Annotated in this window: 32 protein-coding genes; 12 read left to right on the plus strand and 20 right to left on the minus strand. The window is 69.8% G+C overall.

Annotated elements, in window-relative coordinates:
* A partial coding sequence (locus tag OPU66_RS12400; protein ID WP_498553963.1) for an efflux RND transporter periplasmic adaptor subunit occupies nt 1–593 on the minus strand: 593 nt, incomplete at its 3' end.
* A gap of 264 nt (nt 594–857) precedes the next feature.
* Here OPU66_RS12400 and OPU66_RS12405 point away from each other — a divergent pair.
* Both OPU66_RS12405 and OPU66_RS12410 read left to right on the plus strand, forming a co-directional pair.
* Nucleotides 858–1,118 (plus strand): GlsB/YeaQ/YmgE family stress response membrane protein, encoded by a 261-nt coding sequence (locus OPU66_RS12405; RefSeq protein ID WP_498553964.1) that lies wholly within the window; start codon nt 858–860, stop codon nt 1,116–1,118.
* 52 nt (nt 1,119–1,170) lie between these two features.
* Nucleotides 1,171–1,923, plus strand: a complete 753-nt coding sequence (locus tag OPU66_RS12410; protein WP_498553965.1) for an SIMPL domain-containing protein — start codon at nt 1,171–1,173, stop codon at nt 1,921–1,923.
* Between the two features lie 9 nt (nt 1,924–1,932).
* On the opposite strand, the gene OPU66_RS12415 is transcribed toward OPU66_RS12410, so the two are convergent.
* A complete protein-coding gene (locus OPU66_RS12415; protein ID WP_498553966.1) occupies nt 1,933–2,190 on the minus strand; it encodes a GlsB/YeaQ/YmgE family stress response membrane protein in 258 nt (85 codons plus the stop codon).
* A 157-nt stretch (nt 2,191–2,347) separates the two neighbouring features.
* On the opposite strand from OPU66_RS12415, the gene OPU66_RS12420 reads away from it, so the two are divergent.
* The 3 genes from OPU66_RS12420 (at nt 2,348) to OPU66_RS12430 (ending at nt 4,469) form a co-directional block, all read left to right on the plus strand.
* Nucleotides 2,348–3,109 (plus strand): class II aldolase/adducin family protein, encoded by a 762-nt coding sequence (locus OPU66_RS12420; RefSeq protein ID WP_498553967.1) that lies wholly within the window; start codon nt 2,348–2,350, stop codon nt 3,107–3,109.
* 4 nt (nt 3,110–3,113) lie between these two features.
* Nucleotides 3,114–3,653 (plus strand): (2Fe-2S)-binding protein, encoded by a 540-nt coding sequence (locus tag OPU66_RS12425; protein ID WP_498553968.1) that lies wholly within the window; start codon nt 3,114–3,116, stop codon nt 3,651–3,653.
* A gap of 102 nt (nt 3,654–3,755) precedes the next feature.
* On the plus strand, nt 3,756–4,469 hold the full coding sequence (locus OPU66_RS12430; RefSeq protein ID WP_498553969.1) for an RcnB family protein: 714 nt from the start codon (nt 3,756–3,758) through the stop codon (nt 4,467–4,469).
* Between the two features lie 66 nt (nt 4,470–4,535).
* Here OPU66_RS12430 and rplT read toward each other — a convergent pair whose 3' ends face one another.
* From rplT to OPU66_RS12450, 4 genes are all read right to left on the minus strand, one after another.
* The gene (rplT, locus tag OPU66_RS12435; RefSeq protein WP_160591716.1) at nt 4,536–4,913 is read right to left on the minus strand and encodes a 50S ribosomal protein L20; all 378 of its coding nucleotides are present in this window, start codon (nt 4,911–4,913) and stop codon (nt 4,536–4,538) included.
* A gap of 12 nt (nt 4,914–4,925) precedes the next feature.
* Nucleotides 4,926–5,129, minus strand: coding sequence for a 50S ribosomal protein L35 (gene rpmI, locus OPU66_RS12440; protein ID WP_160591714.1), 204 nt, complete (start codon nt 5,127–5,129; stop codon nt 4,926–4,928).
* 160 nt (nt 5,130–5,289) lie between these two features.
* A complete protein-coding gene (locus OPU66_RS12445; RefSeq protein WP_498553970.1) occupies nt 5,290–5,787 on the minus strand; it encodes a Dps family protein in 498 nt (165 codons plus the stop codon).
* A 118-nt stretch (nt 5,788–5,905) separates the two neighbouring features.
* Nucleotides 5,906–6,214: a hypothetical protein gene (locus OPU66_RS12450; RefSeq protein WP_498553971.1), complete on the minus strand. Its 309-nt coding sequence runs from the start codon at nt 6,212–6,214 to the stop codon at nt 5,906–5,908.
* Between the two features lie 252 nt (nt 6,215–6,466).
* Here OPU66_RS12450 and rpmG point away from each other — a divergent pair, with 252 nt between their 5' ends.
* On the plus strand, nt 6,467–6,634 hold the full coding sequence (gene rpmG / locus OPU66_RS12455) for a 50S ribosomal protein L33 (protein WP_066571778.1): 168 nt from the start codon (nt 6,467–6,469) through the stop codon (nt 6,632–6,634).
* Between the two features lie 291 nt (nt 6,635–6,925).
* On the opposite strand, the gene OPU66_RS12460 is transcribed toward rpmG, so the two are convergent.
* A complete protein-coding gene (locus tag OPU66_RS12460) occupies nt 6,926–7,288 on the minus strand; it encodes a response regulator (protein WP_160591710.1) in 363 nt (120 codons plus the stop codon).
* 43 nt (nt 7,289–7,331) lie between these two features.
* On the opposite strand from OPU66_RS12460, the gene OPU66_RS12465 reads away from it, so the two are divergent.
* From OPU66_RS12465 to OPU66_RS12475, 3 genes are read left to right on the plus strand one after another with little or no spacing between them, the layout of a single operon-like run.
* The gene (locus tag OPU66_RS12465) at nt 7,332–7,601 is read left to right on the plus strand and encodes a DUF3572 domain-containing protein (RefSeq protein WP_498553972.1); all 270 of its coding nucleotides are present in this window, start codon (nt 7,332–7,334) and stop codon (nt 7,599–7,601) included.
* Entirely contained in the window at nt 7,598–8,257 is a 660-nt protein-coding gene (locus tag OPU66_RS12470; RefSeq protein WP_498553973.1) for an HAD family hydrolase, read from the plus strand. The genes OPU66_RS12465 and OPU66_RS12470 overlap by 4 nt, the downstream gene beginning before the upstream one ends.
* On the plus strand, nt 8,254–8,715 hold the full coding sequence (locus OPU66_RS12475; RefSeq protein WP_498553974.1) for a RidA family protein: 462 nt from the start codon (nt 8,254–8,256) through the stop codon (nt 8,713–8,715). The genes OPU66_RS12470 and OPU66_RS12475 overlap by 4 nt, the downstream gene beginning before the upstream one ends.
* A 34-nt stretch (nt 8,716–8,749) precedes the next feature.
* Here the strand turns inward: OPU66_RS12475 and OPU66_RS12480 are convergent, their stop codons facing one another.
* Nucleotides 8,750–9,250 (minus strand): c-type cytochrome, encoded by a 501-nt coding sequence (locus OPU66_RS12480; protein ID WP_498553975.1) that lies wholly within the window; start codon nt 9,248–9,250, stop codon nt 8,750–8,752.
* Nucleotides 9,251–9,366: 116 nt separating this feature from the next.
* Here OPU66_RS12480 and gyrB point away from each other — a divergent pair, with 116 nt between their 5' ends.
* Nucleotides 9,367–11,826, plus strand: a complete 2,460-nt coding sequence (gene gyrB / locus OPU66_RS12485) for a DNA topoisomerase (ATP-hydrolyzing) subunit B (RefSeq protein WP_498553976.1) — start codon at nt 9,367–9,369, stop codon at nt 11,824–11,826.
* Between the two features lie 191 nt (nt 11,827–12,017).
* Here the strand turns inward: gyrB and OPU66_RS12490 are convergent, their stop codons facing one another.
* From OPU66_RS12490 to OPU66_RS12500, 3 genes are all read right to left on the minus strand, one after another.
* The gene (locus OPU66_RS12490; RefSeq protein WP_498553977.1) at nt 12,018–12,848 is read right to left on the minus strand and encodes a ferredoxin--NADP reductase; all 831 of its coding nucleotides are present in this window, start codon (nt 12,846–12,848) and stop codon (nt 12,018–12,020) included.
* Nucleotides 12,849–12,963: 115 nt separating this feature from the next.
* Nucleotides 12,964–13,320, minus strand: a complete 357-nt coding sequence (locus tag OPU66_RS12495; RefSeq protein ID WP_498553978.1) for an ACT-like domain-containing protein — start codon at nt 13,318–13,320, stop codon at nt 12,964–12,966.
* The gene (locus OPU66_RS12500) at nt 13,317–14,396 is read right to left on the minus strand and encodes a Leu/Phe/Val dehydrogenase (protein ID WP_498553979.1); all 1,080 of its coding nucleotides are present in this window, start codon (nt 14,394–14,396) and stop codon (nt 13,317–13,319) included. Before OPU66_RS12500 ends, OPU66_RS12495 begins: the two co-directional genes overlap by 4 nt.
* Before the next feature lie 129 nt (nt 14,397–14,525).
* Here OPU66_RS12500 and OPU66_RS12505 point away from each other — a divergent pair, with 129 nt between their 5' ends.
* On the plus strand, nt 14,526–14,987 hold the full coding sequence (locus OPU66_RS12505) for an Lrp/AsnC family transcriptional regulator (RefSeq protein ID WP_498553980.1): 462 nt from the start codon (nt 14,526–14,528) through the stop codon (nt 14,985–14,987).
* 40 nt (nt 14,988–15,027) lie between these two features.
* On the opposite strand, the gene OPU66_RS12510 is transcribed toward OPU66_RS12505, so the two are convergent.
* The 7 genes from OPU66_RS12510 to OPU66_RS12540 all read right to left on the minus strand — a co-directional run bounded on the left by OPU66_RS12510 (nt 15,028) and on the right by OPU66_RS12540 (nt 22,035).
* Nucleotides 15,028–16,395: a tetratricopeptide repeat protein gene (locus OPU66_RS12510; RefSeq protein WP_498553981.1), complete on the minus strand. Its 1,368-nt coding sequence runs from the start codon at nt 16,393–16,395 to the stop codon at nt 15,028–15,030.
* A 32-nt stretch (nt 16,396–16,427) separates the two neighbouring features.
* Nucleotides 16,428–17,588, minus strand: a complete 1,161-nt coding sequence (locus OPU66_RS12515; RefSeq protein ID WP_498553982.1) for a transferrin-binding protein-like solute binding protein — start codon at nt 17,586–17,588, stop codon at nt 16,428–16,430.
* 72 nt (nt 17,589–17,660) lie between these two features.
* Complete coding sequence (rpoN, locus tag OPU66_RS12520; RefSeq protein ID WP_498553984.1) at nt 17,661–19,256, minus strand: RNA polymerase factor sigma-54; 1,596 nt, start codon at nt 19,254–19,256, stop codon at nt 17,661–17,663.
* A gap of 8 nt (nt 19,257–19,264) precedes the next feature.
* Nucleotides 19,265–20,053, minus strand: a complete 789-nt coding sequence (lptB, locus tag OPU66_RS12525; RefSeq protein WP_498553985.1) for an LPS export ABC transporter ATP-binding protein — start codon at nt 20,051–20,053, stop codon at nt 19,265–19,267.
* 115 nt (nt 20,054–20,168) lie between these two features.
* Nucleotides 20,169–20,708 (minus strand): LptA/OstA family protein, encoded by a 540-nt coding sequence (locus OPU66_RS12530; protein WP_498553986.1) that lies wholly within the window; start codon nt 20,706–20,708, stop codon nt 20,169–20,171.
* Nucleotides 20,705–21,352 carry an LPS export ABC transporter periplasmic protein LptC gene (locus tag OPU66_RS12535; RefSeq protein ID WP_498553987.1) on the minus strand — a complete coding sequence of 216 codons (648 nt, stop codon included), beginning with the start codon at nt 21,350–21,352 and terminating at the stop codon, nt 20,705–20,707. Before OPU66_RS12535 ends, OPU66_RS12530 begins: the two co-directional genes overlap by 4 nt.
* A 65-nt stretch (nt 21,353–21,417) precedes the next feature.
* Nucleotides 21,418–22,035 (minus strand): ribonuclease D, encoded by a 618-nt coding sequence (locus OPU66_RS12540; RefSeq protein WP_498553988.1) that lies wholly within the window; start codon nt 22,033–22,035, stop codon nt 21,418–21,420.
* Between the two features lie 404 nt (nt 22,036–22,439).
* Here OPU66_RS12540 and OPU66_RS12545 point away from each other — a divergent pair, with 404 nt between their 5' ends.
* A complete protein-coding gene (locus tag OPU66_RS12545) occupies nt 22,440–23,204 on the plus strand; it encodes a cold-shock protein (RefSeq protein WP_498553989.1) in 765 nt (254 codons plus the stop codon).
* Between the two features lie 64 nt (nt 23,205–23,268).
* On the opposite strand, the gene OPU66_RS12550 is transcribed toward OPU66_RS12545, so the two are convergent.
* Together OPU66_RS12550 and OPU66_RS12555 are read right to left on the minus strand one after the other, a co-directional pair.
* A complete protein-coding gene (locus OPU66_RS12550; RefSeq protein ID WP_498553990.1) occupies nt 23,269–23,967 on the minus strand; it encodes a DJ-1/PfpI family protein in 699 nt (232 codons plus the stop codon).
* A 40-nt stretch (nt 23,968–24,007) separates the two neighbouring features.
* Nucleotides 24,008–25,369: coiled-coil domain-containing protein (locus tag OPU66_RS12555; protein ID WP_498553991.1), on the minus strand; the 1,362-nt coding region annotated here is incomplete at its 5' end.

The raw sequence follows: 25,369 nt of genomic DNA on the forward strand, positions 1-25,369 counted from the left end.
GTGCGCGCCCGCGCCTCGGCCAGCTGGGCGCGCGCCACCCGGACGCGGGCCAGCGCGGCATCGCGGGTCGCGGTGCGCCGGTCGACATCGGCCTGCGAGATGAAGCCGCGGGCGACGAGCTGGCGCGCGCGCTCCAGTTCATTGTCGGCCAGCCGGGCATCGGCCTCGGCCACGCCGACCTGCGCGGCGAGCGATTCGTTCTGCTGCGCCTGCACGGCGCGCTCGATCACCGCGAGCACCGCGCCCGCGGCCACCCACTCGCCCGGCTCGACCAGCACGCGCTGCACCATGCCGCCTTCGCCCACCACGCCCACGGGCATTTCGCGCCGTGCGGCCAGCTGGCCGGTCGCCGATACCGTGCGCGCCACCGGCTGGCGCGCGGGCACGATCACCGAGACATGAGGGGCTTCGGCCTTGCCGCCCTTGGTCGCGGCTGGCGGCGCGTTGCCGCCACGCCCGAACAGCATATAGGCGCCGATGACCGCGACCAGCACGACCACAATCCCGATCACCAATGCGCGCCGGCGCCGTGCGCCCGCGTCCATCAGTTGCTGGCCCACATCCTGCGACAGGACGTTCGTTTCGTAGTTCATCAGCTCAAACCTTCCGCAGCAGCGGTCCTGGAAAACGCCGCTGTATTATCCTAATAAGTCACCTGCCTCAAGAGCCGAATCCGCAAGCGCGGGACGCTGCCGGTCGCAGCTACGTCCCGCGCGGGTGCCCGGACGCGTCGGATGCCGAAATTGCGCCGGGCCGCACGGGCGGTTCGCCGCATCCGGGCTTGCCTTTGCCGCTGCGGCGGCTGAACTGTGCGCGTCGCCCGGGCGTGCGGCGCGAGGCGGGAGGAAAGGGCCGCGTTGGAAAGGGATCTGTTTCTGTGGATCGCGGTCGGGCTGGTGTCCGGCCTGCTTGTCACGCTGATCCTGCGTCGCCGCGATCCCGGCGGTTTCGTGGTCGCGCTGCTGCTCGGCATTGCCGGGGCGGTGGGCGGCGGGGCGCTGGTGCTGTCGATGCTCGGCCCGGCGCTGACGCCGCTGGCGAGCGGCGCCTGCGCCGCGTGCGGCGCGCTGGCGCTGGTCGTCGGTTACCGGCTGGTGCTGCGCCTGCGCGCGCCCTGACCGCGTGTCTCCGGCCCGTCGTTCAGCCCCGGTTTAGCGCCCGCGGGCTTGAATGACGGCCCATCTGATCCCGGAGACGCGCATGCGCCTGTTCCTTCCCGTTCTTGCCCTTCCGCTGCTGGCGGTGCCGCTGCTCGTCCAGCCGCTGCTGGCCCAGCCTGCGATCCCGGCAGCCGCGCCGGTCACGGGAACGGTGCTCGACATCGAAGCGCGGGGCGAGGCGCGGATGCGCCCCGATCTGGCCGTGATCGGGGCCGGGGTGGTGACCGAGGCCGCCGATGCGCGCACGGCGCTTGGCACCAACAGCCAGCAGATGGCCGCGGTGCTTGCGGCGCTGGCGCGCGCGGGCGTCGCGGATGCCGATATCCGCACCGAACAGGTCTCGTTGCAGCCCCAATATCGCTATGCCGACAACCGGCCGCCGGTCATCACCGGCTACCGCGCGGTCAACAGCCTGTCGGTGCGGCTGCGCGACATCGCCCGCGCCGGCGCGGTGCTCGACACGCTGGTGGCGAACGGCATCAACCAGATCAGCGGTCCCGATCTGACCGTCGCCGACCCGGCAGCCGCGCTCGATGCCGCGCGCCGTGACGCGGTGGCGGCGGCCCGCGCCCGCGCGCGCCTCTATGCCGAAGCCGCCGGGCTGACCGTGCACCGGATCGTGGCGATTCGCGAAGGCGGCGATCCGGGCCGGCCGATCCCGGTCACCGCCATGCGCATGGATGCGTCCGCCGCCGAAACGAAGGTGATGCCCGGCGAACAGACGCTTGGCGTGACCTTGCAGGTCAGGTTCGAGCTGCGCTGAGCTTCATGCTCAGCGCACGCTGCCGCGCCGGACGAGATTGACGATCGCGAGCAGCGCGACCGCGCCCAGAAACGACACGACCAGCGAACTCAGCGAGAAATCGTTGTTGTTGATCGTGCCCCCGGCCAGCACCAGCCCGGCGATGAACGCGCCGGCAATGCCGACGACGATGTTGAGCAGGATGCCCTGCTGGGCGTCGGTGCGCATGACGATGCTCGCCAGCCAGCCGATCACCCCGCCGATGACGAGCCACAGAATGAGGTTCATGTCCGGTCCTCCCTTTGCCGGCGGCCGGTGGATGATGGCCGCCGCGCCTACTTGCTTCAGGACTCGCGAACGCCGCCGGGGGTTCCTTGCCGGCATCCGTTGAAGGCGGGCGCGCTTCCGTGCGATACTCAGTGTTACAGAGAAAGGGAGAGGCAGGATGGCGACGGCGATCAAGACGCGTCCGGACATGAGCGCGGCGGAATGGGAAGCGCGGCAGGAACTGGCCGCCTGCTACCGGGTCTTCGCGATGCTCGGCTGGGACGAGATGATCTACAACCACATCACGGTGAAGCTGCCGGATGAGGACGGGGCGTTCCTGATCAACCCGTTCGGCCTGCATTTCAGCGAGGTGAAGGCGTCGAACCTTGTCAAGATCGACATTGACGGCAACAAGCTCGATGACAATCCCTATCCGGTCAATCTCGCCGGTTTCACCCAGCACAGCGTGTTCCACCGGCACCTGCACGATGCGCACTGCATCATCCACACCCATACGACGGCGGGCATGGCGGTGAGCGCGCTTGAAGGCGGGCTGCAGCCGGTGAATTTCTACGCCTGCAACTTTATCGGCCAGATCGCCTATCACCCGTTCGAAGGCGTGACGGTGCGCGGCGAAGAGGGGGAACGGCTGCTCCGCAACCTCGGCGAAAAGCGGGTGATGTTCCTTGAAAATCACGGCATTCTGGTGATGGGCCGCACGCTGCCAGAAGCGTTCATCAAACATTGGTCGCTGCAGCGCGCGTGCGAGATCCAGCTGGCGACGCTGTCGATGGGGCAGGCGATGCGCATCCCCGACGAGGTGGTGGCCGTGCACCAGCGCGACCTGTCCAAGGTCCAGATCCCCGGCGGGCCGGGCAAGGCCGATTTCGCCGCGATGGTCCGGCTGGTCGACCGCATCGACACCAGCTGGCGCGAGTGACCGGGTGACGCGCTTCACCGTCAACAACCAGCCGGTCAGCTATGCACTCGATCCGCAGACGCCCCTGCTCTGGGCGCTGCGCGACGCATCGAACCTGACCGGCACCAAATTCGGCTGTGGCACCGGCGAATGCGGGGCGTGCATCGTCGATATCGACGGCGCGGCGGTGGCCAGCTGCCGGGTGTCGATCGCGGCATGCGAGGGGCGGTTCGTCACCACCATCGAAGGGCTGTCGCGCGACCGCAGCCACCCGGTGCAGCAGGCATTTGCCGCGCTGGGCGTCAGCCAGTGCGGCTTCTGCATTCCCGGCATGGTGATGGCGGCCGCCGCGCTGATCCGCCGCAATCCGGCCCCCGCCGATGCGGAAATCGATGCCGCGATCACCAATATCTGCCGGTGCGGCATCTATCCGCGGCTGCGCGAGGCGGTCCGCCTGGCCGGGCGGATCGCAAGCGGTGCCGAGACGGTGTCCGCGCTGCCGCCGCCCGGCATCGATCCGGCCGATGCCGCCGCCGCCGTGCCGGCGCTGACGCCCCCGCGCTGATCCGGTTCCCGCGCCGCGCGCTTCACCTTGCCTTCATCGGCAATCGGCCAGTCTGTGTCCGCGATGATGCCCGCACAGCTGCGCGGATGAAGGAGGATGTCGATGCGCATGCCGCTGATCGCGATGGCCGGGCTGGCCCTGCTGCCGGTCCCCGCCGCCGCCCAGGACCAGCCGCCGCCCGCCACCATGGACACCGGCGTGATTGAGCGCGCGCCCGGTGCGTCCGGTCCCGACCCGCTGGGCCGCGATTCGCTTGGCCGCGACTGGCAGCGCTATCGTGGCGATGGTCCGCGTGGCTGGGAACGACCCCGCCGGGGTGAGCGGACGACGCCCGGCTGGCGGGAGCCCGAGCGCGGCTCCGGCGACCGCCGCCGCGCCGATCAGCGCGGCGATGGCGATGGGCGGGGTCTGGATGGGCGTGGGGACTGGCAGGATGATGGGCGGCGCGACGGTCGCGGGCCGGGGGACGGCTGGGATTCAGGCCGCTTTCAGGGCGACCGCCGCGACTGGAACCCCGGCTGGCGGCAGGACCGGCGCTATGACTGGCAGGGCTGGCGCGCGCGCCATGGCGGCGTGCGCCCGCCGCGCTATGTGCCGCCGCCGGGCTGGGCGCATGGCTATCGCCGTTTCCGCCCCGGGCTGATCATCGCGCCGCCGATTTTCGGGCGCGGCTATTGGCTGGCCGATCCGTTCGCCTATCGGCTGCCGCCGGCCTGGGGCGCCTATCGCTGGATCCGCTATTATGACGATGTGCTGCTGGTCGACATCCGGTCCGGCCGGGTGGTCGACATGGTGATCGGCTTTTTCCGCTGGTGACATGAAAAGGGCCGGGGCATCGCTGCCCCGGCCCGATCCGGTCGGTTGCCGATCCCTTGCGCGGGATCAGGCGGCGACGCGCGCGCCTTCCGGCAGCGCCGCCTTCACCTGCGCGACGATCGCGCTGAACGCATCGCCTTCGTGCATCGCGATATCGGCCAGCACCTTCCGGTCCAGTTCGATGTTCGCCAGCTTCAGGCCGTGCATGAACACGCCATAGGTCAGGCCTTCGGCGCGGACCGCCGCGTTGATGCGCTGGATCCAGAGCGCGCGGAAGCTGCGCTTCTTCACCTTGCGGTCGCGATAGGCGTACTGGCCGGCCTTTTCGACGGCCTGGCGCGCGATGCGGATCGTGTTCTTGCGACGGCCATAATAGCCCTTCGCCTGATCAAGAATCCGCTTGTGCTTCAGCTTCGTGGTCGTGCCACGCTTCACTCGTGCCATGTCGGGTCCTCCTTACTTCAGGCCGTAGGGCGCCCAAGCCTTGACGGTCTTGGTGTCGGCGTCCGACAGCACCGAGGTGCCGCGATTCTGGCGAATATACTTGGCGTTGTGGCTGATCAGCCGGTGACGCTTGCCCGCCACGCCATGCTTGATCAGGCCGGTCGCGGTGAGCTTGAAGCGCTTCTTCACACCGCTCTTGGTCTTGAGCTTGGGCATTTTCGTCCTTTCTACGTTATTCGACGATTGCGGACGGCCGCGGCAGCCCATTCCGGCCGGGCAGTCCCTTCGATCGCGAAGCGCGGGCGCATAACCGAGGCGGGCGCGAAATGCAACCACGGCCCGCCGGTCATGCCCATGGCGCGGGTCGGGGCCGGGGTCAGCCGCCCCGGCCGGTTTCGAACAGGAACCAGGCGCGCTTCTCGGCCTGGTCGATCCAGTCATCGGCCATGCTGCTGGTCGCGGTGTCGCCCGCGGTCTCGGCCGCCTCGCGCGCGGCGCGGATCTGCTGGACGAGCTTCAGATTGTCGTCGCGCAGCTCGGCCAGCATGTCCTGTGGGGTGACGAACTCGGCATCATTGTCGGCAATGGTCTGGCGGCGGGCAATGTCGCCGATCGACCGCAGCGTGGTGTTGCCGATCTTGCGCACCCGCTCGGCAATGTCGTCGGTGACGGCCAGGATCTCGCTCGCCTGCATGTCCATCAGCTCGTGATAGTCGCGGAAATGCGGGCCGGAGACGTGCCAGTGGAAGTTCTTGGTCTTGAGATACAGCGCAAAGGCATCGGCCAGCACGCTGTTGAGCGCATCGGCCACGCTCTTGGTGGCGTTGCTCGCCAGGTCGGTCGGGGTCTTCAGGTCGCCAGCCACTTTCGCCATCGGTGCCTCCTCGTTGCGATCAGGACATGGTGGCAGGAAATGATGGCTGGACAACGAGGCGGCAAGGCAAAGGTGGCAGGCCGCGCCAAAAAAACCGTGCTGCGCCGACCCGGCCCGGTCAGTTCAGCCGCACCTGCGCGGCGGCCAGATAGGCCTGGCTCGCCTCGCGGTCGGTGCGCCCGCACCGTGCCGCCTCGCGCATCAGGTCCAGATAATCGCCGACCAGCCCGCGCGCGCTGCCGGTGGCCACGGCATTTTCCAGCGCATGGGCAAGATCGGCGACCGGGTGCAGGCCGTAATCGCGCGCGGCGCGGCGGATGCCGTCGATTCGCGCGCACAGCAATGCCGGCGCCACCCGCCCGGCGATGCCGGCCAGTCCGTCAATCTCTGCGCAGATGCGGGCGCAGGCCTGATCCAGTCCGCTCATCCGTGTCCCATCCTCTCTCCGCGCCGCGCCGGCCCGCTGTGGCGAGTCCGGGTGGCGGCGTCCGCGGCGCAAATCCTCGCGCGCGAGCGTGAAGGAGGCGTTAAGCCGGACGGGCCGTCAGTCCCCGGCCCGCAACCCTGGGGCGAAATCCGGGGGCCTTGACTCATCGCCCGCCCTCGCGCATGAGCGCCCACCGATGGGAGCGGCGGCGACGCCGCTTTTCTTTTTCCAGTTCATGAAGGTTCACCGGTCATGGCCAAGCCGACCACCGTCAAGATCAAGCTCGTCAGCACCGCCGACACCGGCTTCTTCTACGTGACCAAGAAGAATCCGCGCACCCAGACGGAAAAGCTGAGCTTCCGCAAATATGATCCCGTCGTGCGCAAGCATGTCGAGTTCAAGGAAGCCAAGATCAAGTAATCGGGCACCGGGCGGCGGCAAGCCGCCCGCTTTTGATGCCGTGCGGCGGCAAGCCGCCCGCATTTGGTGCTGTGCGGCGTTCAGCCGCCCATATCGGTGCTGTGCGGCGATTCGACGACCGCACTCTGCTCCGTGCCCGCACCCGTTTTCCCCGGCTGCAAGGCCAGCCGGGAAGCGCCGCGCCAAGGGTCGCCATGGCATACGGCCGGCGACTTCGCCGCCTCTTCCGCGCCATTCCCTGACTGCTGCTTGCCGGCGACCTGCCGCCTGCGGGGCGCTTTGCGCGCGGGCTCAGACCAGCGCGCCCACGCTTTCGACGAAGCGGATCACTGAGATCGGCTTGGACACATAGGCCTCCGCCCCCGCCGCGCGGATGCGTTCCTCATCGCCCTTGGCCGCATAGGCGGTGACCGCCATGATCGGGATCGGCCGCAATTGCTCGTCGGCTTTCAGCGTCGCGATCAGCTCCAGCCCGCTGACATGCGGCAGCTGAATGTCCATGATCACCAGATCGGGCGCAAAATCCCGCGCCCGGGCAACCGCTTCCCGGCCGTCCCGGACCGCTTCGGCGACATAGTCATGCGCCCTGAGCAGATCGCAGAACAGCTTGAGATTGAGCTCGTTGTCCTCGACAACAAGGACTTTCTTCGGCACCAGTGCCCCGCTTTCTTCTCGCCCCCTGTCAGGTTCATAGACGATGCAACCGGTTGAAACAAATCGCGATGCGCAGACGCTCGGTCTGAGCGCTCTCGCCTGGGTGCTGGACGATGGCGACCGCGCCGAACGGCTGCTCGCCCTGACCGGCCTGTCGCCCGCCGATCTGCGCGCGCGGCTGGGCGACCCGACCTGTCTGGCCGCCGCGCTTGCGTTCCTTGAGGGGCATGAGCCGGATCTGCTCGGCTGCGCCAGCGCGCTCGGCGTCGATCCCGCCGATCTGGTCGCCGCGCGGCGGGAGCTGGAGCGATGAGCCGGCCGCTGCTGATCACCGATTGCGACGAGGTGCTGCTGCACATGGTCCGCCATTTCGGCGACTGGCTGGGCGAGGCGCACGACATTGATTTCGCGCTGGGCAGCGAGTTTGCCCACGCGCTCACGCGCCGCGCCTGCGGCAGCACGCTTGCACCGGCCGAGATCTGGCCGCTGCTCGACGGTTTCTTCGTCACCGAAATGCACCGCCAGACGCCGGTGCCGCATGCGCGCGAGACGCTGACCATGATCGCCGCCAGCGCCGACATCGTCGTGCTCACCAATCTGGGCGACCATCATCATCAGGGGCGGGTGCGCCAGCTTGAGGCGGTCGGCATCCGCCACCGCGTCGTCTGCAATCAGGGCGGCAAGGGCGCGCCGGTTGCGCGGCTGCTCGACGAATATGGGCCGAGTGCCGCCGTGTTCGTCGACGATCTGGCCGTGCATCACGAATCGGTCGCCGGCCATGCGCCCGACGTCCACCGGCTGCACATGGTTGCCGAGGCGGCGCTGGCCCCGCTGCTGCCGCCCGCGCCCTTTGCCCATGCGCGCATCGATTGCTGGCGCGAGGCCGCGCCGTGGATCGCCGCGCGGCTGGGGATCGCGCCGGCCGCGAATACCGATTTCACCGACGAAATGATGGAGCCTCATGCATGAGCATCGATGATCGCCTGAAGGAACTGGGCCTGAAACTGCCGGTCCCGGCCGCCCCGGTCGCCGCCTATGTGCCGACCGTGGAGGCGGGCGGGTTTCTCTATGTGTCGGGCCAGCTGCCGTTTCGCGGCGGCGAGGTCGTGACCGGCCGGCTGGGCGAGGATCTGGATGTCGAGCGCGGGCGCGAGGCGGCGCGGCTGTGCGGCGTGATGCTGCTCGCCCAGATCGCCAAGGCGCTCGGCTCGCTCGACCGGGTCGAGCGGATCGTCAAGCTTGGCGTGTTCGTGACCTCCGATCCGCGCTTCACCGATCAGCCCAAGGTCGCCGATGGCGCATCGACGCTGATGGCCGATGTGTTCGGCGAGGCGGGCAGCCATGCGCGCAGCGCGGTGGGCGTGCCGGCGCTGCCGCTGGGGGCCGCGGTCGAAATCGACGCTATCGTCGCCGTCCGCCCCGCCTGACGGACGGCCTGTCGGGCCGGATTATCTGGCCGGATTATTTAGGCTGCGGCTTGCGATAGCGGTCGTGGCAGGCGCCGCAGGACTTGCCGGTTTCGGCCAGCGCCGCGCGGTATCCGGGCACATCGCCCGCCTTGGCCGCGCTTTCCAGTCGCGCCGTCGCCGCCTGATAGGCGGCGGCCGCCGCGACGAACCCGGCCCGGTCCGACCAGATCAGCGGCAGTGCGTCGCTGCCTTCAAGGTTCGATCCGGCCGGGAAGCTGCCGGGCAGCGCCTTGGCCCAGAGTGCCAGCCCGCTGGCGGGGAAGGCGGCGCGGCTGATGTCGCCGCTTTCGCCCATTGCGCGCAGCGCGCCGAAGGTGACCGCCGACATGCGGAATGCGGCGCGGCGCGCGGTCAGCGCCTGGCCGGCGGCATCGCCTGCCGCATCGCCCGCCGGCGCGGCGGGTGCCGCGACTGCGGCGAGCAGCGCGGCCAGCCCGCCACCCAGCACCCAGCCCAGTCTCCGGCCCAGCCCCCGAACCATGGTCTTGCGCATCGCCAGTCCCTCCCCGTTTTGCAGGCGCAGAGCGTAGCGCGCGGCCGCCCCCGCCACAATCGCCCGGCCGGGCCATTTTGCTTTCGTTCGGGGGCCTGATTCCCTATATCCTCGCCATGGCAACGACCCCCAATGACAACAGCTACGGCGCAGATTCGATCAAGGTGCTGAAGGGCCTGGACGCGGTCCGCAAGCGCCCGGGAATGTATATCGGCGACACCGACGACGGCTCGGGCCTTCACCACATGGTGTTCGAGGTGTCGGACAATGCGATTGACGAGGCGCTGGCCGGGCATTGCGACCTGATCCTGATCCAGCTCAACCCCGACGGTTCGGTGTCGGTCGAGGACAATGGCCGCGGCATCCCGACCGATATCCACGCCGAAGAAGGCGTGTCGGCCGCCGAAGTCATCATGACCCAGCTCCATGCCGGGGGGAAGTTCGAGAACACGTCCGACGACAATGCCTATAAGGTGTCGGGCGGCCTGCACGGCGTCGGCGTGTCGGTGGTCAATGCGCTCAGCGAATGGCTGGACCTGACGATCTGGCGCGACGGGCGCGAACATTTCATGCGTTTCCGCCACGGCGATGCCGAAGCCCCGCTCAAGGTGGTCGCCGACGCGCCCGCCGGCAAGCGCGGCACGCGCGTGACCTTCCTGCCCTCGCCCGCCACGTTCAAGATCACCGAGTTCGATTTCGACAAGCTCGAGCATCGCTACCGCGAACTCGCCTTTCTGAACTCGGGCGTGCGGCTGAAGCTGGTCGATGCCCGCCATGCCGAGCGGGTGGAGCATGAGCTTTATTATGAAGGCGGCATCGCCGCGTTCGTGAAATGGCTCGACCGCGCCAAGACGCCGCTGTTTCCCGATCCCATCGCCATTTCCGGGCAGCGCGATGCCATCGGCATCGACATCGCGCTCGAATGGAATGACAGCTATTACGAGAACGTCCTCGCCTTCACCAACAACATCCCGCAGCGCGACGGCGGCACCCATATGGCGGCGTTCCGCGCGGCGCTTACCCGCACGCTCAACGGCTATGCCGAACGCTCGGGCCTGCTCAAAAAGGAAAAGGTCAGCCTGACCGGCGACGACATGCGCGAAGGGCTGACGGCGATCGTGTCGGTCAAGCTGCCCGATCCGAAGTTCAGCTCGCAGACCAAGGACAAGCTGGTCAGTTCCGAAGTGCGCCAGCCGATGGAACAGCTGATGGCCGACAAGCTCGACGAATGGCTGGAGGAAAATCCCCAGCATGCGCGGTCGATCGTCCAGAAGGTGATCGACGCCGCCGCCGCGCGCGAGGCGGCGCGCCGGGCGCGCGAGCTGACGCGGCGCAAGGGGGTGATGGACATCGCCTCGCTGCCCGGCAAGCTGGCCGACTGTCAGGAGCGCGATCCCGCCAAGTCCGAACTGTTCCTGGTCGAAGGGGACAGCGCCGGCGGCTCGGCCAAGCAGGGGCGCGACCGCCATTATCAGGCGATCCTGCCCCTCAAAGGCAAGATCCTGAACGTCGAGCGGGCGCGGTTCGACCGGATGCTGTCGTCCAAGGAAATCGGCACGATGATCCAGGCGCTCGGCACCGGCATCGGGCGCGATGATTTCAAGCTCGACAAGCTGCGCTACCACAAGATCATCATCATGACCGACGCCGATGTCGACGGCGCCCATATCCGCACGCTGCTGCTGACCTTCTTCTACCGCCAGATGCCCGAAATCATCGCCGGCGGGCATCTCTACATCGCCCAGCCGCCGCTCTACAAAGTCGCGCGCGGCCGGTCGGAGACCTATGTGAAGGACAATGCCGCGCTCGACGATTATCTGATCGACAACGGCATCGAGGCGATGCGGCTCGACACCGTGGATGGCGCCCGCGCCGGGGCCGATCTGCGCCAGCTGGTCGAACATGCGCGGCGGATGCGGATGCTGATGGCCTATGCGCCGCGCCGCTATGATCCGGCGATCATCGAGGCGCTGGCGCTGGGCGGCGCGCTCGCCCCCGATCTGGTCGATCGCGGCGGGGCGATCGTCCGGGTCGCCGCCTGGCTCGACCGCGGCGATCCCGAGGCGCGGTGGAGCGGCCGGGTGGCGGCCGAGGGCGGCTATCACCTCGAACGGCTGTGGCGCGGCGTGACCGACCATCATCTGATCGAACCGGCGTTTCTCGGCTCGGCAGAAGCGCGCAAGCTCCACGCGCTCGCGGCCGAACAGGCCGACAGCTATCGCGAACCGTCGCGGCTCGTTTCGGTGCGTGCGGCGGCGGCGGAAGAGGGCGATGATGCCGCGCCCGTCGATGGCCGCGGCATTGCCGTCACCCGCCCGTCGGAACTGCTCGAAGCCGTGCTCGCCGCCGGGCGCAAGGGCCTGTCGATCCAGCGCTACAAGGGGCTGGGCGAAATGAATGCCGAGCAATTGTGGGAAACGACCCTCGATCCGGAAAACCGGTCGCTGCTCAAGGTCGAGATTGCCCAGGCCGATCTGGCCGACGAGATCTTCACCCGGCTGATGGGCGATGTCGTCGAACCGCGCCGCGAGTTCATCCAGCAAAATGCGCTGAGCGTCGCCAATCTGGACGTGTGATCGGGGGAAAACGGCCTAGCTGGCAAGAACGGCACCGGCCCGCACCTCCACCCGGCCTCCCAACGGCAGGTTACGCTATGGGAGGCCGGGTGGGGGTGCGGGCCGGTGCCGCTCCCGCGCCGCGAGGCGCGCAACAAACAACGCCCCCCGCGCCGCGAGGCGCGCCAAAAACCCCCGCCCGGGCGCTTCAGTCAGCCGACAAAGGCGCGTTCGATCACATAATCGCCGGGCGCGGCGTTCGAGCCTTCGACAAAGCCGAGCGCGTCGAACCGGGCGGCGAACTCCTTGATCATCTCCATGCTGCCGCACAGCATCACCCGGTCGGTCGCCGGGTCGAACGCGGCCGGGCCGTCAAGCCCCGCAAAGATCGCGCCATTGTCGATCAGCGCGCCGATGCGCCCGCTGGTGCGGAACGGCTCGCGCGTCACCGTCGGCAGGTAATGGAACTGCGCCCGCGCCTGATCCTCGACCAGCGGATCGCCGGTCAGCTTGCCTTCGAGCAGGTCGAAATAGGCCAGTTCCGACACCCGCCGCACCGAATGGGCGACGAGGATCTGGTCATACAGCTCATAGACGTCGGGATCGCGGATCAGGCTCATGAACGGTGCCAGGCCGGTGCCGGTCGACAGCAGGAACAGCCGCTTGCCGGGCTTGAGCGCGTCGGTCACCAGCGTGCCCGTCGGCTTGCGGCCGAGATAGATCTGGTCGCCGGGCTGGATGTGCTGGAGCCGGGAGGTCAGCGGGCCGTTCTCGACCTTGATCGACAGGAACTCCAGCTCCTCGTCCCAGGCCGGGCTGGCGACCGAATAGGCGCGCAGCAGCGGCTTGCCATTGTCGCCGGGCAGGCCGATCATCACGAACTCGCCCGAGCGAAAGCGGAACGAGGTCGGGCGGGTGATGCGGAAGCTGAACAGCCGGTCATCCCAGTGATGCACGGTCTGCACGGTCTCGACGCTGAGTGCGCCGGTCGGCTCGAGCGCGGCCGGCACGGGGGCCGCCGCAGATCCGGTCTGCCCGCTCATGCCGCGCGCTCCGCCAGGGCGGCACCGGGCCGCGCCGCAAGACCCAGATCGGCACGCATCACATTCTTCTCCCGCTGACAGGCCGGGCATGCGCCCGCAAGACTCCGCCCTCTAGCTAGGAACGCGTTTCGCGAACAAGGGGATTCGCGCTTGGGGCGGCCCGGCAAAGCCTGTCTTGACGCGCGCGGCCGGGCAGGTCGGCCGGGCGGTGCCGGCTGGCGGGGAGGGCGTGGTTGCGGGTCACGCGCACCTCGGCGACCACGATCAGCGCCCGCATCCGCTCGGCGAGCAGGTCGAGCGCCTGATCCGCAATCGGGTCGAGCTGGACATCCAGCTGCACCATGTCGCCCCGCCGCGCCATCGTCATTGCCCGCGGCAGGATCGCGCGCTGGGCGAGCTGGTCGAGCAGCCGCGCCGGCGTTCCGGCGTCTGCGGTGGCAAGGATACTGAGCCGTGCCGATGCCCCGGTCACGCCGCGATTCCGGTCCTGTTCAGCCCGACCCGGCCTTCGGCCATCACCGCCTCGGCCATCGCATCGGCGACCGTGACCGGCGTCGCGCCGCATTCGGCCGCGCGGGCAAGGATCAGCGCCATGCGCGGGCCGATGGCGCGCACCCGCGCCTCGACCGCGTCGGCGGCCTCGCCCAGATATTCGGCGGCGACATTGATGATTCCGCCGGCATTGGCGACATAATCGGGGGCATAAAGCACGCCGCGTTCGGCCAGCCGCGCGCCATCCTCGGGCGTCGCCAGCTGGTTGTTGGCCGCGCCGCACACCAGCCGGGCGTTGAGCGCGGCAATGCCGTCGCGGTCGAGCGTGCCGCCGAGCGCGCACGGCGCGAAGATATCGGCATCGGCGGCGATGATCGCCTCTGGCGGCACGGTGCTTGCGCCGAAGCGCGCGGCGACCGCCGCCGCCCGTGCCGCATCGGCATCGGCGACGACCAGTTTTGCGCCCGCCCCGTGCAGCAGCGCGCACAGCGCCGCGCCGACCTGGCCGACGCCCTGCACCGCCACCCGCAGCCCGGACAGGCCCGATGGCCCGCGCGCCAGGCTGCGCGCCGCCGCCTCCATCGCCACGAACACGCCCAGGGCCGTCCACGGGCTGGGATCGCCCCCGGCCTGGCCGGGGCGCGCGGGCAGCCCGGCGACGAACCGGGTCCGCGCGCGCACCTCTGCCATGTCGGCGGTCGTCGTGCCGACATCCTCGGCCGTCACATAGGCGCCGTCGAGCGCGGCAACCGCGCGGCCAAAGGCGGCGAACAGCCGCGCCCGGCCGGCCAGCGCGGCGGGCATGCGGATCACCGCCTTGCCGCCGCCAAAGGGCAGGCCGGCCAGCGCGTTCTTGTAGCTCATGCCGCGCGCCAGCCGCAGCGCATCGGCCAGCATCGCGGCGTCATCGGCATAGTGCCACAGCCGGCACCCGCCCGCCGCCGGGCCAAGCGCGGTCGAATGAATGGCGATCACGCCCTTCAGGCCCGATTCGGCATCCTCGATCAGATGGACGGCTTCATGCGGGGCGTGGGTGGCAGCGGACAGATGGGCCATGGTAGCGACTCGGGCAGGAGGGGGTGGGCAAATCATCGCCAAAATCATCCGCATCTTCTTGCCTATCTTGTGCGGATCGGCATTTTCTGCGCAAAACCATGCCAAGGATCATCGATATTGGGGAACAATATGCCGGACCTTGATGCGTTCGACCGCAAGATCCTGCGCGAGCTGCAACAGGATGCCGGCCTGTCGATGGCCGAGCTGGCGGAGCGGGTCGGCCTGTCGACCTCGCCCTGCTGGCGGCGGGTGCAGCGGCTGACCGAAGACGGGCTGATCCGCCGCCGCGTCGCGCTGCTCGACCGGCAGGCGCTGGGGCTGAAGGCGCAGATCTTCGCGCAGGTGAAGCTCAACTCGCACGGCCGCGCCAATCTGGAGGAGTTCAGCGCCGCGATCCGCGACTATCCCGAAGTGCTCGAATGCTATGTGCTGATGGGCACGGTCGATTTCCTGCTCAAGATCGTCGTCGAGGATGTCGACGCCTATGAACGCTTTTTCTTCGACCGGCTGAGCCGCGTGCCGGGGGTGCAGGAAATCAACTCGGTGGTCGCGCTGTCGGAAATCAAGGCGACGACCGCGCTGCCGGTGTGAGGGGGGGGGCAGCCAGTGCCTCCCCCGGCTTTAAAATGCTCTAGAACTCGCGCGACAGGGCGAACTCGACACGGGTGCGGTTGAAGTCGAAGATCGGGATGGTCGAGCTGCTCGACGTGCGGGTGATGCGGATCAGCGGTGCCAGCCCGTGCAGGGTGAAGCGGCGCAGGATCAGCCCGGCGGTCAGGTCGATCCGCGTGTCGCGCCGCACCGCGCCGAACAGCGGGTCGCGGGCATCGCCCTGCAGCCGGCTGCCCACCGCCTGCAGGAACAGCAATTGCTTGCCGAACGCGCGCGAGGCGAGCAGGTCGAACGCGACCGTGCGGTTGGCGAGGAAGGCCTCGCGCGCCTCCTGCCGGGTGATCCGCGCGCCCACCCGCCCGCTGAAGCGCGGCGAGAAGGCGCGGTCATAGGCGATGTTGAGATCGGCGAGCAGCCCGTCCTGCGCCGGGATCAGCGGAAAACGGCTGTCGAGCAGCGTCAGCTCGGCCTCGATCTGGCTGGTCCGGTCGAGCGGCCGCAACAGGTTGAACGAGCCGCCGACCGCATCGGAAAAGCGCGCGCCGCCGAACCAGCGGCGGGTGCCGACCAGCGCCGGGCGCAGCCTTGTGCCCCCGGCGCGCAGCTCCGGCCCGGTGGCGAGCGTCAGCACCACATCGTTGAACTGCGACCGGCCATAGAGATCGCCGCGCGCCGACACACGGCTCAGCCATTCGACCGTGTCGGACAGGGCGATGCGGGCAAAGCCCTGGCCCGACAGCGACACGCCGATGCCCGAGCGCGCGCGTGCATCGGGGCTGAGCACCAGCGGTGCGACCACCGTGTCGACGCTTTGCAGGCTGGTCGCGCGGTTGATGTTGGAATCGGGGGCGAGGGCGAGTTCGAACGCCCCGCCGATCGGCCGGCTGGAGCGCAGCGCCAGCGCGAACCGGTCGACGACGCGCGCGACATCTTCGGGCAGGCCGGCCGCCCCGGCGCGGCGCAGCTCGCGGCGCGCGCCCGCTTCGTCCCCGGCCAGCGCCAGCAGCCGTGCCAGTTCCAGCCGCGGGCGCGGCGCGCCGGGCTTTTCGTCGATCAGCTCTTTCAGCCAGGCAATCGCGCCGGCACGGTCGCCGCGTGCCTCCGCCAGCACCGACAGGCGGAAGCGCGCCTCGGCGCGGATGTCGCTATCGGGATCGCGGGTCAGCCCGCGCAGCAGCGTTTCGGCTGCGGCGACCCGGCCGGCCGCCGCCTGAGCCTCGGCAACCGCGAACACCTGCGCCGCGCTGAGCCCGGAGGCACAGCCGCGCGCCGCTTCGCAGGGCGGATCGGTGTCGGCGGCGCGGGCGGGCAGCCCGGCGTTGAGGGCCAGCCCCAGCGCCACAAGGACGATGACGTGCAGCGCGCGCCGCGCGGCGACCGTCATCATGCCCTCCCTGTCTGCCCGGATCCTGTCCGCGCTCAGTTGCCCCGGCCGACGACGGCGCCCACCGCCGTCCCGCCGGTGCCGGTCAGGCGGAAGCTATAGCCGACTTCCTGCCCCTGCGGGCCGAAAAACGCGCCGGTAAAGCCGCCGCTATACGTGTTGCCCCCGGCATCGGTGCCCGACTGGGTGAAGCTGCCCGAAAAGCCGCCGCCGAGCGCGGCGATGGTGCCGGTGCCGTTGAACGTGCCCAGGCTGCGCGTCGTCGCGCTGTCGGTGGCGAGCGTGCCGGTGAGATTGAGCTGGGTCGACACCGTCATCGCCGAGAAATTGGCGGTGAAGCTGCTGGTGCCCGACAGCGAATAGACGCCGTTCGGCGTCACCCACAGCCCGTCGGGCTTGGTCGTGTAGCTGGCCGAGCCGGTGCTCGGCTGGGTCGGCGACTGGCGCACCCCGAACACGAAATACTGGGTGGCCAGCGTCGAGGTCGCGCCATTGTCGGTCAGCGCCTGCCACGCGCCATAGCTGACATAGGTGAGCGCAAGCTGGGTGTTGCCGCTGCCCGGATTGAACAGCACCAGTTCGTCGTCGCGGCTGCCGCTGGATTTGGAATAGACGGTCGCCACCGCATCCGACCGGCCGGGGGCGGTCGTCGCCTCGCGATTGGCGGGTAGGAAGCTGGTGCTCGCCCCGGTCGCGTCGCGGATCGTATAGCCGCCGGTCGCCGCGTCATAGGCCAGGCTGACGCCGGTGCCGGCGTCGGACAGCGTGCCGGTGATGCCGCTGTTGCCGGTCGCGCCCAAGGTCGCCTGAATGCGGCCGCCGGCGGCGGCGAAGGTCTCGCTGACCTGAAGATTGGTGAGCGTGGTGTTGGTGGTGGGCGCCGGGGCCGGGGCCGGAGCCGGAGCCGGAGCCGGAGCAGGAGCAGGAGCAGGAGCAGGAGCGGGGGCCGGCGCGGGCGCGGGCGCAGGTGCAGGAGCCGGCGACGGGCTGGGCGCCGGGGCAGGCGAGGGAGCCGGTGCAGGCGCGGGTGCGGGAGCAGGGGCCGGCGAAGGAGCCGGTGCTGGTGCGGGCGCAGGAGCCGGTGCGGGCGGGGCCGAACCCGCCGAGCCGACGCCGCCACCACCCCCGCCGCCTCCGCAGGCGGCCAGAGCGAGGGCAAGGGTCACAAGGCTGCAATTGCGGCTGAACTTGGTCATGATGGCCGGTCCCCAGGATTAGGCGCGGTCGATCATGCCCCCGTTAATCCTTCAACCTGGTAAACCCGCCCCTCAGGCGGCGCGCATGCCGAGCGCCTTTTGCCGCCGGCGCTGCACGGATGATCCGATTCCCAGCGCCTCGCGATATTTGGCGACCGTGCGCCGCGCGATGTCGAAGCCGCGTTCGCGCAGCATGTCGACCAGCGTGTCGTCGGACAGGATCGCATCGGGCTGTTCGGCGGCGATCAGCGTGCGGATCGCGGTCTTCACCGCCTCGGCCGACACCGCCTCGCCGCCATCGGCCGCCTGGATCGCGCTGGTGAAGAAATATTTGAGTTCGAACAGCCCGCGCGCGCAGCTCAGATATTTGTTGGAGGTGACGCGGCTGACCGTCGATTCGTGCAGCCCGACCGCCTCGGCGACCTGACGCAGCGTCAGCGGGCGCAGATGCGCGACGCCTTTCTGGAAAAACCCTTCCTGGCGGCGCACGATTTCGGTCGCGACCTTGATGATCGTGCGCTGGCGCTGGTCGAGCGCCTTGATCAGCCAGTTGGCGCTTTGCAGCTGTTCGCCCAGCCAGGCGCGCGATGCCTTGTTCGCCCCCGCGCACAGCTCGGCATAATAATGCCGGTCGACGAGCAGCCGGGGCAGGGTCGCGCCGTTGATCTCGATCGCCCAGCCCTCGCCGCGCCGGGCGACGAACAGATCGGGGCTGACCGCCTCCACCCGCGCGCCGTCGAACCTGAGGCCGGGCTTGGGATCATAGCCGCGCAGCTCGCGGATCATGTCGGCCAGATCTTCGTCATCCACCCCGCAGATGCGCTTGAGCTGGGCGAGCTTGCCGGCCGCGAGCAGGTCGAGATTGTCGATCATCCGCGCCATCGCCGGATCGTAACGGTCGGCCTCGCGCGCCTGCAGTGCCAGACATTCGGCCAGGCTGCGCGCCCCCACCCCGGTCGGGTCGAAGCCATGGATCACGCCCAGCACCCGTTCGACCGCCGCCAGCGGAACGCCCAGCCGCTGCGCGATATCGAGCAGCGCGGCGCGCAGATACCCCGCCTCGTCGATCAGGTCGATCAGATGGGTGGCGATCGCCAGGTCGGTGCCCGACAGGCACTGGCCGGCCTGGGCAAGCAGATGATCGCCAAGCGATGCGGCGGGCGCGGCAAAGCTGTCGAAATCCGGACCGTCCGCGCTCGCGGCCCCGCCGCCGTCGCCGCCGCCCAGCGACGGTTCCCAGTCGGGCATGGCGCCATCGCCCGCCCCGGCTCCGTCGCCCCGGTCCGGCGCGGCATCGGCCGGCCCGTCATGGTGAAATGTCTCGGCGACCAGATCGACGTCGAGCGGCGTATCGGCAATGCCGTCGCCATGCGCGATCAGCCGGTCGGCGGTCACCGGCTCACCGGGTCCGCTCCCCTCGCTCCAGTCCTCGTCACCCCCGGCATCGCCCCAGCTGCCATCGCCGTCCCCGCGCGCCTGTTCGCCCCGCCCCTGATCGCCGCGCTCCTGTTCATCGGTGCCGAGCAGCGGATTGCGCTCCAGCTCGCCGGCGATGAAGCTTTCGATCTCGAGGTTGGACAGCGTCAGCAGCTTGATCGCCTGCTGCAGCTGCGGCGTCATCACCAGCGATTGCGACTGGCGCAGGTCGAGGCGGGGGGAAAGCGCCATGCCCGCCGCTACAGCGCGAAGCCCTCGCCCAGATACAGGCGGCGGACATTGGCATCGGCGACCAGCGCCTCGGGGCTGCCCGCAAACAGCACCCGGCCATCATAGATGATGCAGGCGCGGTCGACGATGTCGAGCGTTTCGCGGACATTGTGATCGGTGATCAGCACGCCGATCCCGCGCTGTTTCAGCTGCTTGACCAGATCGCGAATGTCGGAGATCGAAATCGGGTCGATGCCGGCAAAAGGCTCGTCGAGCAGGATGATCGACGGATCGGCGGCCAGCGCCCGGGCAATCTCGCAGCGCCGCCTTTCCCCGCCCGACAGCGCCATGGCCGGCGATCCGCGCAGCCGCGCCAGCCCGAATTCGTCGAGCAGCGTTTCCAGCCGGGCGGCGCGCGCATCCTTGTCCGGCTCGGCCAGTTCGAGCACGGCGGAGATATTCTGTTCAACGCTCAGCCCGCGAAAGATCGAGGTTTCCTGCGGCAGATAGCCCAGCCCCAGGATCGCGCGGCGATACATTGGCAGGCCGGTAATGTCCTGCCCGTCGAGCAGGATGCGCCCCGAATCGGGCTTCACCAGCCCCATGATCGAATAGAAGCAGGTCGTCTTGCCCGCGCCATTGGGGCCGAGCAGCCCGACCACTTCGCCGCGCGCGACCGACAGCGACACATCCGACAGCACGGTGCGCCGGTCATAGGCCTTGGCGATCGACACCACGGCCAGCCCGCCCGCCGGGGCGGATTCCGCCGCCGGGGCGGCATCGGATCGGGCGGCTTCGGGGTGGACGAGTTCGGTCATGCCGGCTCCGGGCGATCGCAGGTCGCGGTTGATGATTGGTGAAGAAACGGCGCTTGGCAAGCTTTGTGCATGGCGGCCAGGCCGACGCCGGGCCGGCCCGATGCGGGGACCGGGGTCAGCGCGGCGGCTGCGGGCTGTCCTGGCGCTGCGGCACGGTGAATCGCCCGGTGACGCGGCCGCCCCGGCCGGTCGTCGCGCCCGGGGCCGCGGCACCGTCGACGCTCGCGCGCCCGCTGTTGAGATCGATCACCAGCCGCCCGCCGCGAATGGTGTTCGCCCCCTGGTTAAGCGTAACACCGCCGAGCATCGTGATCTGCCGCCGGTTGAGGTCATAGATCGCATATTGGCCGCGCGCCGTCTCGCTGGGGCTGCGCACGGTGACGCCGCCGGCGGCGTCGAGCCGCTCGATCTGCAGGCCATCGCCGCCCTGCCGGTCATAGGCGATGGTCAGCCGCGCGGCGTCGAGCGACAGATCGCCCTGGCGCACGCGGACATTGCCGGCAAACACCGCGCGGTCGGCGCGGTCCTGCACCTCGATCCTGTCGGCCTCGACATCGACGGGGGCAGCGGTGTTGTGGCCGCGCAGCGCCTGGGCGGCGGCGGGGCCGGCCAGCGCCAGGGCCAGCGTCGCACAGATACGGGCGAACATCGTCATCGCGCTCCTCTGGCCCGACCCTGGGTGATGTGCAAGCGTGCGCCGCCTTCCAGCCGCACGATCCGGGCATTGAGATCGGCGCTCAGCCGCGCCGCGCCGAACGTGCCGATCGGCATCCGGCCGTCAACCGCACCCCGGCTGGCGAGGGTGCGGCCCTTCAGATCGACATCGACGTCGCGCGTCGCCAGCCGATAGCCATCGGCCGACTGGAAGGTCACCGGCCCTTCGACGGCGACGGTCTCTTTCTGCATGTCATAGCGCGCCCGGTCCGCCTCGAGCACCGCCGGGCCGTCGCGCATCAGCAGCCGCGCCGACAGGTCGCTCAGCCGCACGACCGGCTCGCGCGACGTCGCCTGCACGGCCGATCCGGCGCGCAGCGAAAAAGGCTGACCCTTGCTGTCCTCGCCCCGATAGAGCGCCTCGGTCGCGCGCATCCGTTCGCGCGCGACATCGACCCGGTTCTTGTCGAGCACGAAACTCAGCTCGTTGCTGTCGGTCAGCGGCGCGATCGACAGGATCGCGACCAGCGCGCCGATCAGCACCGGCAGCCCGCCCTGCAGCAGCCGCACCAGCCGGTCATGGCTGCTGCCGGGCAGCGCCCATAGCCGGCGCGCGTCGCGCGAGCGGTCGGCGGCTTCAGACACGCGCCGCGCCGCGCCGCTTGGAACCGGACCGGCGGGATATGGGCCGGCCCCGATCACATGGCTGCTCAAACATGAGCGAAAATGTCGATGTCCGGCCAGCCGGCGAGATCGAGCGCGGCGCGGTGTGGCAGGAAGTCGAAACAGGCCTGGGCGAGCGCCGTCCGCCCTTCGCGCGCCAGCCGGCGGTCAAGCTCGTCGCGCAGCGCATGCAGATAGCGCACATCGGACGCGGCATAATCGCACTGCGCCTCGCTCAGCACCGGGCCGCCCCAGTCGGAGCTTTGCTGCTGCTTGGAAATGTCCTGGCCGAGCAGTTCGCGCACCAGCTCTTTCAGGCCGTGCCGATCGGTATAGGTGCGCACCAGCCGCGACGCCGTCTTGGTGCAATAGACGGGGGCGGCAACCACGCCCAAATAATGCTGGATCGCCGCCAGATCGAAGCGCGCGAAATGATAGAGCTTCAGCCGCGCCGGATCGGCGAGCACCGCCCGCAGCACCGGGGCCGCATAATCGGAGCCGGGGCCGAAGCGCACCAGATGCTCGTCGCCGCGCCCGTCGCTGATCTGGACGACGCACAGCCGGTCGCGGGGCGTGACCAGCCCCATGGTCTCGGTGTCGACAGCGATCGCGCCGTCGGCGAGCACACCGGCGGGCAGGTCTTCTTCGTGGAAATGGACGGTCATGCCCTGCGCATAGGCCGGTCGGGGCCGCCGCTCAATGGCCGATAGCCGTGCGGCCCGGCATCGCCGCGCCGATTCGGCGGGGCCGGCACGGCCGCCGCCTTTGTCCGACGGCGGACGGGATGGTCCCGCCCGGCCTTTCTCCTTCCCCGCGGCAGCGGAATGCAGCGCCGGGGGCGCATCCGCGCTTGTTGTTTGTCTCGACGGCGATGATTTCCCGGTGGCTGCGGACAGGCCGAAACATGCCGGTGTCTGGCTGTGGATATTTTGTTCGCGGCGGGCGCGAATCTCGGCTATAGCAAAACTTGGGCGCATCTATGGCTTTGCGTCTTGAGAACGAGCGGCCATCGTCCGGTGCGCCTGTTCTGACGGGTTTTGGTGGGCGAACCGGGAAAGATTTGAACGGCATGGGTTTCGACAGAGGGCGGCGCGGTCAGCGCGGTGGCAGGGACAAGCGGGACGGTTTCGGCGACGAGGGCTTTGAAAGCTTTGGCGACCGTGGCGGCTTTGGCGATCGCGGCTTCGGCGGCGGCGGCGGCTTTGGTGGTGGCGGCGGGGGCTTTGGCGGCCCGCGCGGCGGCGGCTTTGGCGGCGGCGGCGGTGGTTTCGGCGGCGGTGGCGGGGGCTTTGGCGGCGGCCGCGGCGGCATGCCCGCCCAGGTGATCGGCGAAGGCACCGGGGTCGTGAAGTTCTTCAACGGTCAGAAGGGCTTTGGCTTCATCGTGCGCGACGATGGCGGCGAGGATGTGTTCGTGCACATCTCGGCGGTCGAGCGCGCCGGCCTGACCGGCCTGGCCGAAGGTCAGCCGCTCGGCTTCACGCTCGTTGATCGTGGCGGGCGCGTGTCGGCGACCGACCTCAAGATCGAAGGCGAGCCGCTGCCCGTGACCGATCGTGCTCCGCCGCGCGACGCCGCGCCGCGTGGCGCTGGCGGCCCGCAGCGTCAGCTGACCGGCGAAAAGGCGAGCGGGACCGTCAAGTTCTTCAACGCGATGAAGGGCTTCGGCTTCATCCAGCGCGATGACGGCCAGCCCGATGCCTTTGTGCACATCTCGGCAGTCGAGCGCGCCGGCATGGCGGGCCTGAACGAAGGCGACCGGCTGGAGTTCGAACTCGAGGTCGACCGTCGCGGCAAATATGCCGCAGTCAATCTGACGCCGATCCAGTCCTGATCCGGCATCCGACCGACAGACAGAAAGGCGGGCCGCTCTGGCCCGCCTTTTTTGTATCCGCTGCTCAGCCCTGCTGGCGCGCCTTCAGCCGCGCCGCCGCCGCCAGATAACGCTGCGGCCGGTCGGGCGCGGTCTGGTCGACCAGCGCGCGGTAACGGGCGACGATCTCCGGCGCGGCGCGTTCCGGGGTGCCGGCGTCAAAGGGCGGGGCGGGATCATATTCCAGCCCCAGCTGCACGAACCGGGCATGATCGTCGCCGGCGATGCGCGCGATCAGCGCCAGCGCGAAATCGATGCCCGCCGTCACCCCGCCGCCGGTCACGCGGTTGCGGTCGAACACCACCCGCTCGCGCACCGGGATCGCGCCGAATGCCGCCAGATAGTCATGGCTCGCCCAGTGGCAGGTCGCGCGGTAGCCGGTAAGCAGCCCGGCCGCGCCCAGCATCAGCGAACCGACGCACACGCTCGTCACCCATTCGGCTCCGGGGGCGGCGCGCACCAGCCAGTCGAGCGCCGCCTCATCCTCCATCGCCCCGGTGATGCCGAAGCCGCCGGGAATGCAGACGATATCCGGCTGCGCCGCTGTCGCAAATGTCGCCGAGGGCAGCAGCGCAAAGCCCGAATCGGTCGCCACCGGCTCCGGCGTGGCCGCCACCAGCTCGATCCGCGCGCCCGGAAGGCGCGAAAACAGCTGCGCCGGCCCGGTCAGGTCAAGCTGGGTGACATTGGGATAGAGCAGGAAGGAAATGGTCGGGCCGGTCACGGCAGCTCCTTTCGGGTGGGACGCAAAATCGAGGGGCGGATTATTGAGCGGCGAGCAGGGCCTCGGCCGCGCCCAGATCGACCGACACCAGCCGGCTGACGCCGCGTTCGACCATGGTCACGCCGAACAGCCGGTGCATCCGGCTCATCGTCACCGCATTGTGGGTGACGATCAGATAACGGGTCGCCGTTCCCGCCGCCATCGCGTCGAGCAGGTCGCAGAACCGCTCGACATTGGCATCGTCGAGCGGCGCATCGACCTCGTCGAGCACGCAGACCGGGGCCGGATTGGTCAGAAACAGGCCGAAGATCAGCGCGACCGCGGTCAGCGCCTGTTCGCCGCCCGACAACAGGGTCAGGCTGGCCAGCTTCTTGCCCGGCGGCTGGGCCATGATTTCCAGCCCCGCTTCCAGCGGATCATCCGAATCGACCAGCTGCAAATAGGCCTCGCCGCCCCCGAACAGCTGGGTGAACAGCCGCCGGAAATGCCCGTCCACGGCGGCAAAGGCCTGGAGCAGCCGCGCCCGCCCTTCGCGGTTCAGGCTGCCGATCGACCCGCGCAGCCGGTTGACCGCTTCGGTCAGCTCGTCGCGCTCGCCGGTCATGCGGTCGAGCGCGACGCTCAGCTCGGCCAGCTCCTGTTCGGCCACCAGATTGACCGGGCCGATGCGTTCGCGGTCGCGCAGCAGCTGGTCGTGCCGCGCCGATTCGGCCTCGGGCGTGCCGACCTCGGCCGAGGCGAAGCCCACCCGTTCGGGCAGCACCGGCGGCGGGCAGGAAAAACGCTCGCCCGAGACCCGGCCCATTTCCACCCGCCTCAGATCGCTCGCCTCGGCGCGCGCCGCTGCGCCTGCCCGCGCTTCCCGCGCGGTCGCCAGCGCCTCGCCCGCCTCGGCCAGCTTCGCCTCGACCGCACGGGTCCGCGCTTCGGCAGCGTCCAGTGCCGCCAGCGCCGCACCGGTCGCCGCCTCCGCCTCGGCCCGCGCCGTGCCCAGACGGTCGATTTCGGCCTCGAGCGCGGCAGGCCGGGGGCCAAGCGCGGCCAGCTCCTCGGCCAGTTCGCTGTCGCGCCGCGCCATGTCGGCGATCCGCCGCGCGGCATCGCCGGCGCGGCTGCGCCAGCCGCGCGCCTCGCTCTGCGCGGCCTGATGCCGGTCGCGGTCGCCGGCAACCGCCCGGGCGCGCGTCGCCGCCAGCGCCTTGCGGTCGCTGACCAGTGCCCGCGCTGCCGCGCTGTCGGCCTGAAGCGCCGCCACCTCGGCCGCCACCCCGGTCCCGTCGGGCAGTGCCGCCAGCGCCGCCTCGGCCGCCGTCAGCTCGGCCTCGGCCTCGTCGCGCTCCGCCGCCGCCCGGCCGCGGCGCTCGGTCAGTTCGCGCAGCCGCGTCCGGTGCCGGTCGAGCGC

The organism is Sphingomonas sp. URJC2, assembly GCF_059803575.1.

Excerpts from the sequence above, each read along its gene's own strand:
- lptB (WP_498553985.1), bottom strand. The coding sequence starts at position 20,053 with ATGACCGAACTCGTCCACCCCGAAGCCGCCCGATCCGATGCCGCCCCG.
- OPU66_RS12500 (WP_498553979.1), bottom strand. The coding sequence starts at position 14,396 with ATGGCCCATCTGTCCGCTGCCACCCACGCCCCGCATGAAGCCGTCCAT.
- OPU66_RS12430 (WP_498553969.1), top strand. The coding sequence starts at position 3,756 with ATGCGCATGCCGCTGATCGCGATGGCCGGGCTGGCCCTGCTGCCGGTC.
- OPU66_RS12530 (WP_498553986.1), bottom strand. The coding sequence starts at position 20,708 with ATGACGATGTTCGCCCGTATCTGTGCGACGCTGGCCCTGGCGCTGGCC.
- OPU66_RS12540 (WP_498553988.1), bottom strand. The coding sequence starts at position 22,035 with ATGACCGTCCATTTCCACGAAGAAGACCTGCCCGCCGGTGTGCTCGCC.
- OPU66_RS12420 (WP_498553967.1), top strand. The coding sequence starts at position 2,348 with ATGGCGACGGCGATCAAGACGCGTCCGGACATGAGCGCGGCGGAATGG.
- OPU66_RS12445 (WP_498553970.1), bottom strand. The coding sequence starts at position 5,787 with ATGGCGAAAGTGGCTGGCGACCTGAAGACCCCGACCGACCTGGCGAGC.
- OPU66_RS12410 (WP_498553965.1), top strand. The coding sequence starts at position 1,171 with ATGACGGCCCATCTGATCCCGGAGACGCGCATGCGCCTGTTCCTTCCC.
- OPU66_RS12545 (WP_498553989.1), top strand. The coding sequence starts at position 22,440 with ATGGGTTTCGACAGAGGGCGGCGCGGTCAGCGCGGTGGCAGGGACAAG.
- OPU66_RS12515 (WP_498553982.1), bottom strand. The coding sequence starts at position 17,588 with ATGACCAAGTTCAGCCGCAATTGCAGCCTTGTGACCCTTGCCCTCGCT.
- rpoN (WP_498553984.1), bottom strand. The coding sequence starts at position 19,256 with ATGGCGCTTTCCCCCCGCCTCGACCTGCGCCAGTCGCAATCGCTGGTG.
- OPU66_RS12450 (WP_498553971.1), bottom strand. The coding sequence starts at position 6,214 with ATGAGCGGACTGGATCAGGCCTGCGCCCGCATCTGCGCAGAGATTGAC.
- rpmI (WP_160591714.1), bottom strand. The coding sequence starts at position 5,129 with ATGCCCAAGCTCAAGACCAAGAGCGGTGTGAAGAAGCGCTTCAAGCTC.
- rpmG (WP_066571778.1), top strand. The coding sequence starts at position 6,467 with ATGGCCAAGCCGACCACCGTCAAGATCAAGCTCGTCAGCACCGCCGAC.
- gyrB (WP_498553976.1), top strand. The coding sequence starts at position 9,367 with ATGGCAACGACCCCCAATGACAACAGCTACGGCGCAGATTCGATCAAG.
- rplT (WP_160591716.1), bottom strand. The coding sequence starts at position 4,913 with ATGGCACGAGTGAAGCGTGGCACGACCACGAAGCTGAAGCACAAGCGG.
- OPU66_RS12510 (WP_498553981.1), bottom strand. The coding sequence starts at position 16,395 with ATGATGACGGTCGCCGCGCGGCGCGCGCTGCACGTCATCGTCCTTGTG.
- OPU66_RS12480 (WP_498553975.1), bottom strand. The coding sequence starts at position 9,250 with ATGCGCAAGACCATGGTTCGGGGGCTGGGCCGGAGACTGGGCTGGGTG.
- OPU66_RS12465 (WP_498553972.1), top strand. The coding sequence starts at position 7,332 with ATGCAACCGGTTGAAACAAATCGCGATGCGCAGACGCTCGGTCTGAGC.
- OPU66_RS12490 (WP_498553977.1), bottom strand. The coding sequence starts at position 12,848 with ATGAGCGGGCAGACCGGATCTGCGGCGGCCCCCGTGCCGGCCGCGCTC.
- OPU66_RS12470 (WP_498553973.1), top strand. The coding sequence starts at position 7,598 with ATGAGCCGGCCGCTGCTGATCACCGATTGCGACGAGGTGCTGCTGCAC.
- OPU66_RS12505 (WP_498553980.1), top strand. The coding sequence starts at position 14,526 with ATGCCGGACCTTGATGCGTTCGACCGCAAGATCCTGCGCGAGCTGCAA.
- OPU66_RS12475 (WP_498553974.1), top strand. The coding sequence starts at position 8,254 with ATGAGCATCGATGATCGCCTGAAGGAACTGGGCCTGAAACTGCCGGTC.
- OPU66_RS12415 (WP_498553966.1), bottom strand. The coding sequence starts at position 2,190 with ATGAACCTCATTCTGTGGCTCGTCATCGGCGGGGTGATCGGCTGGCTG.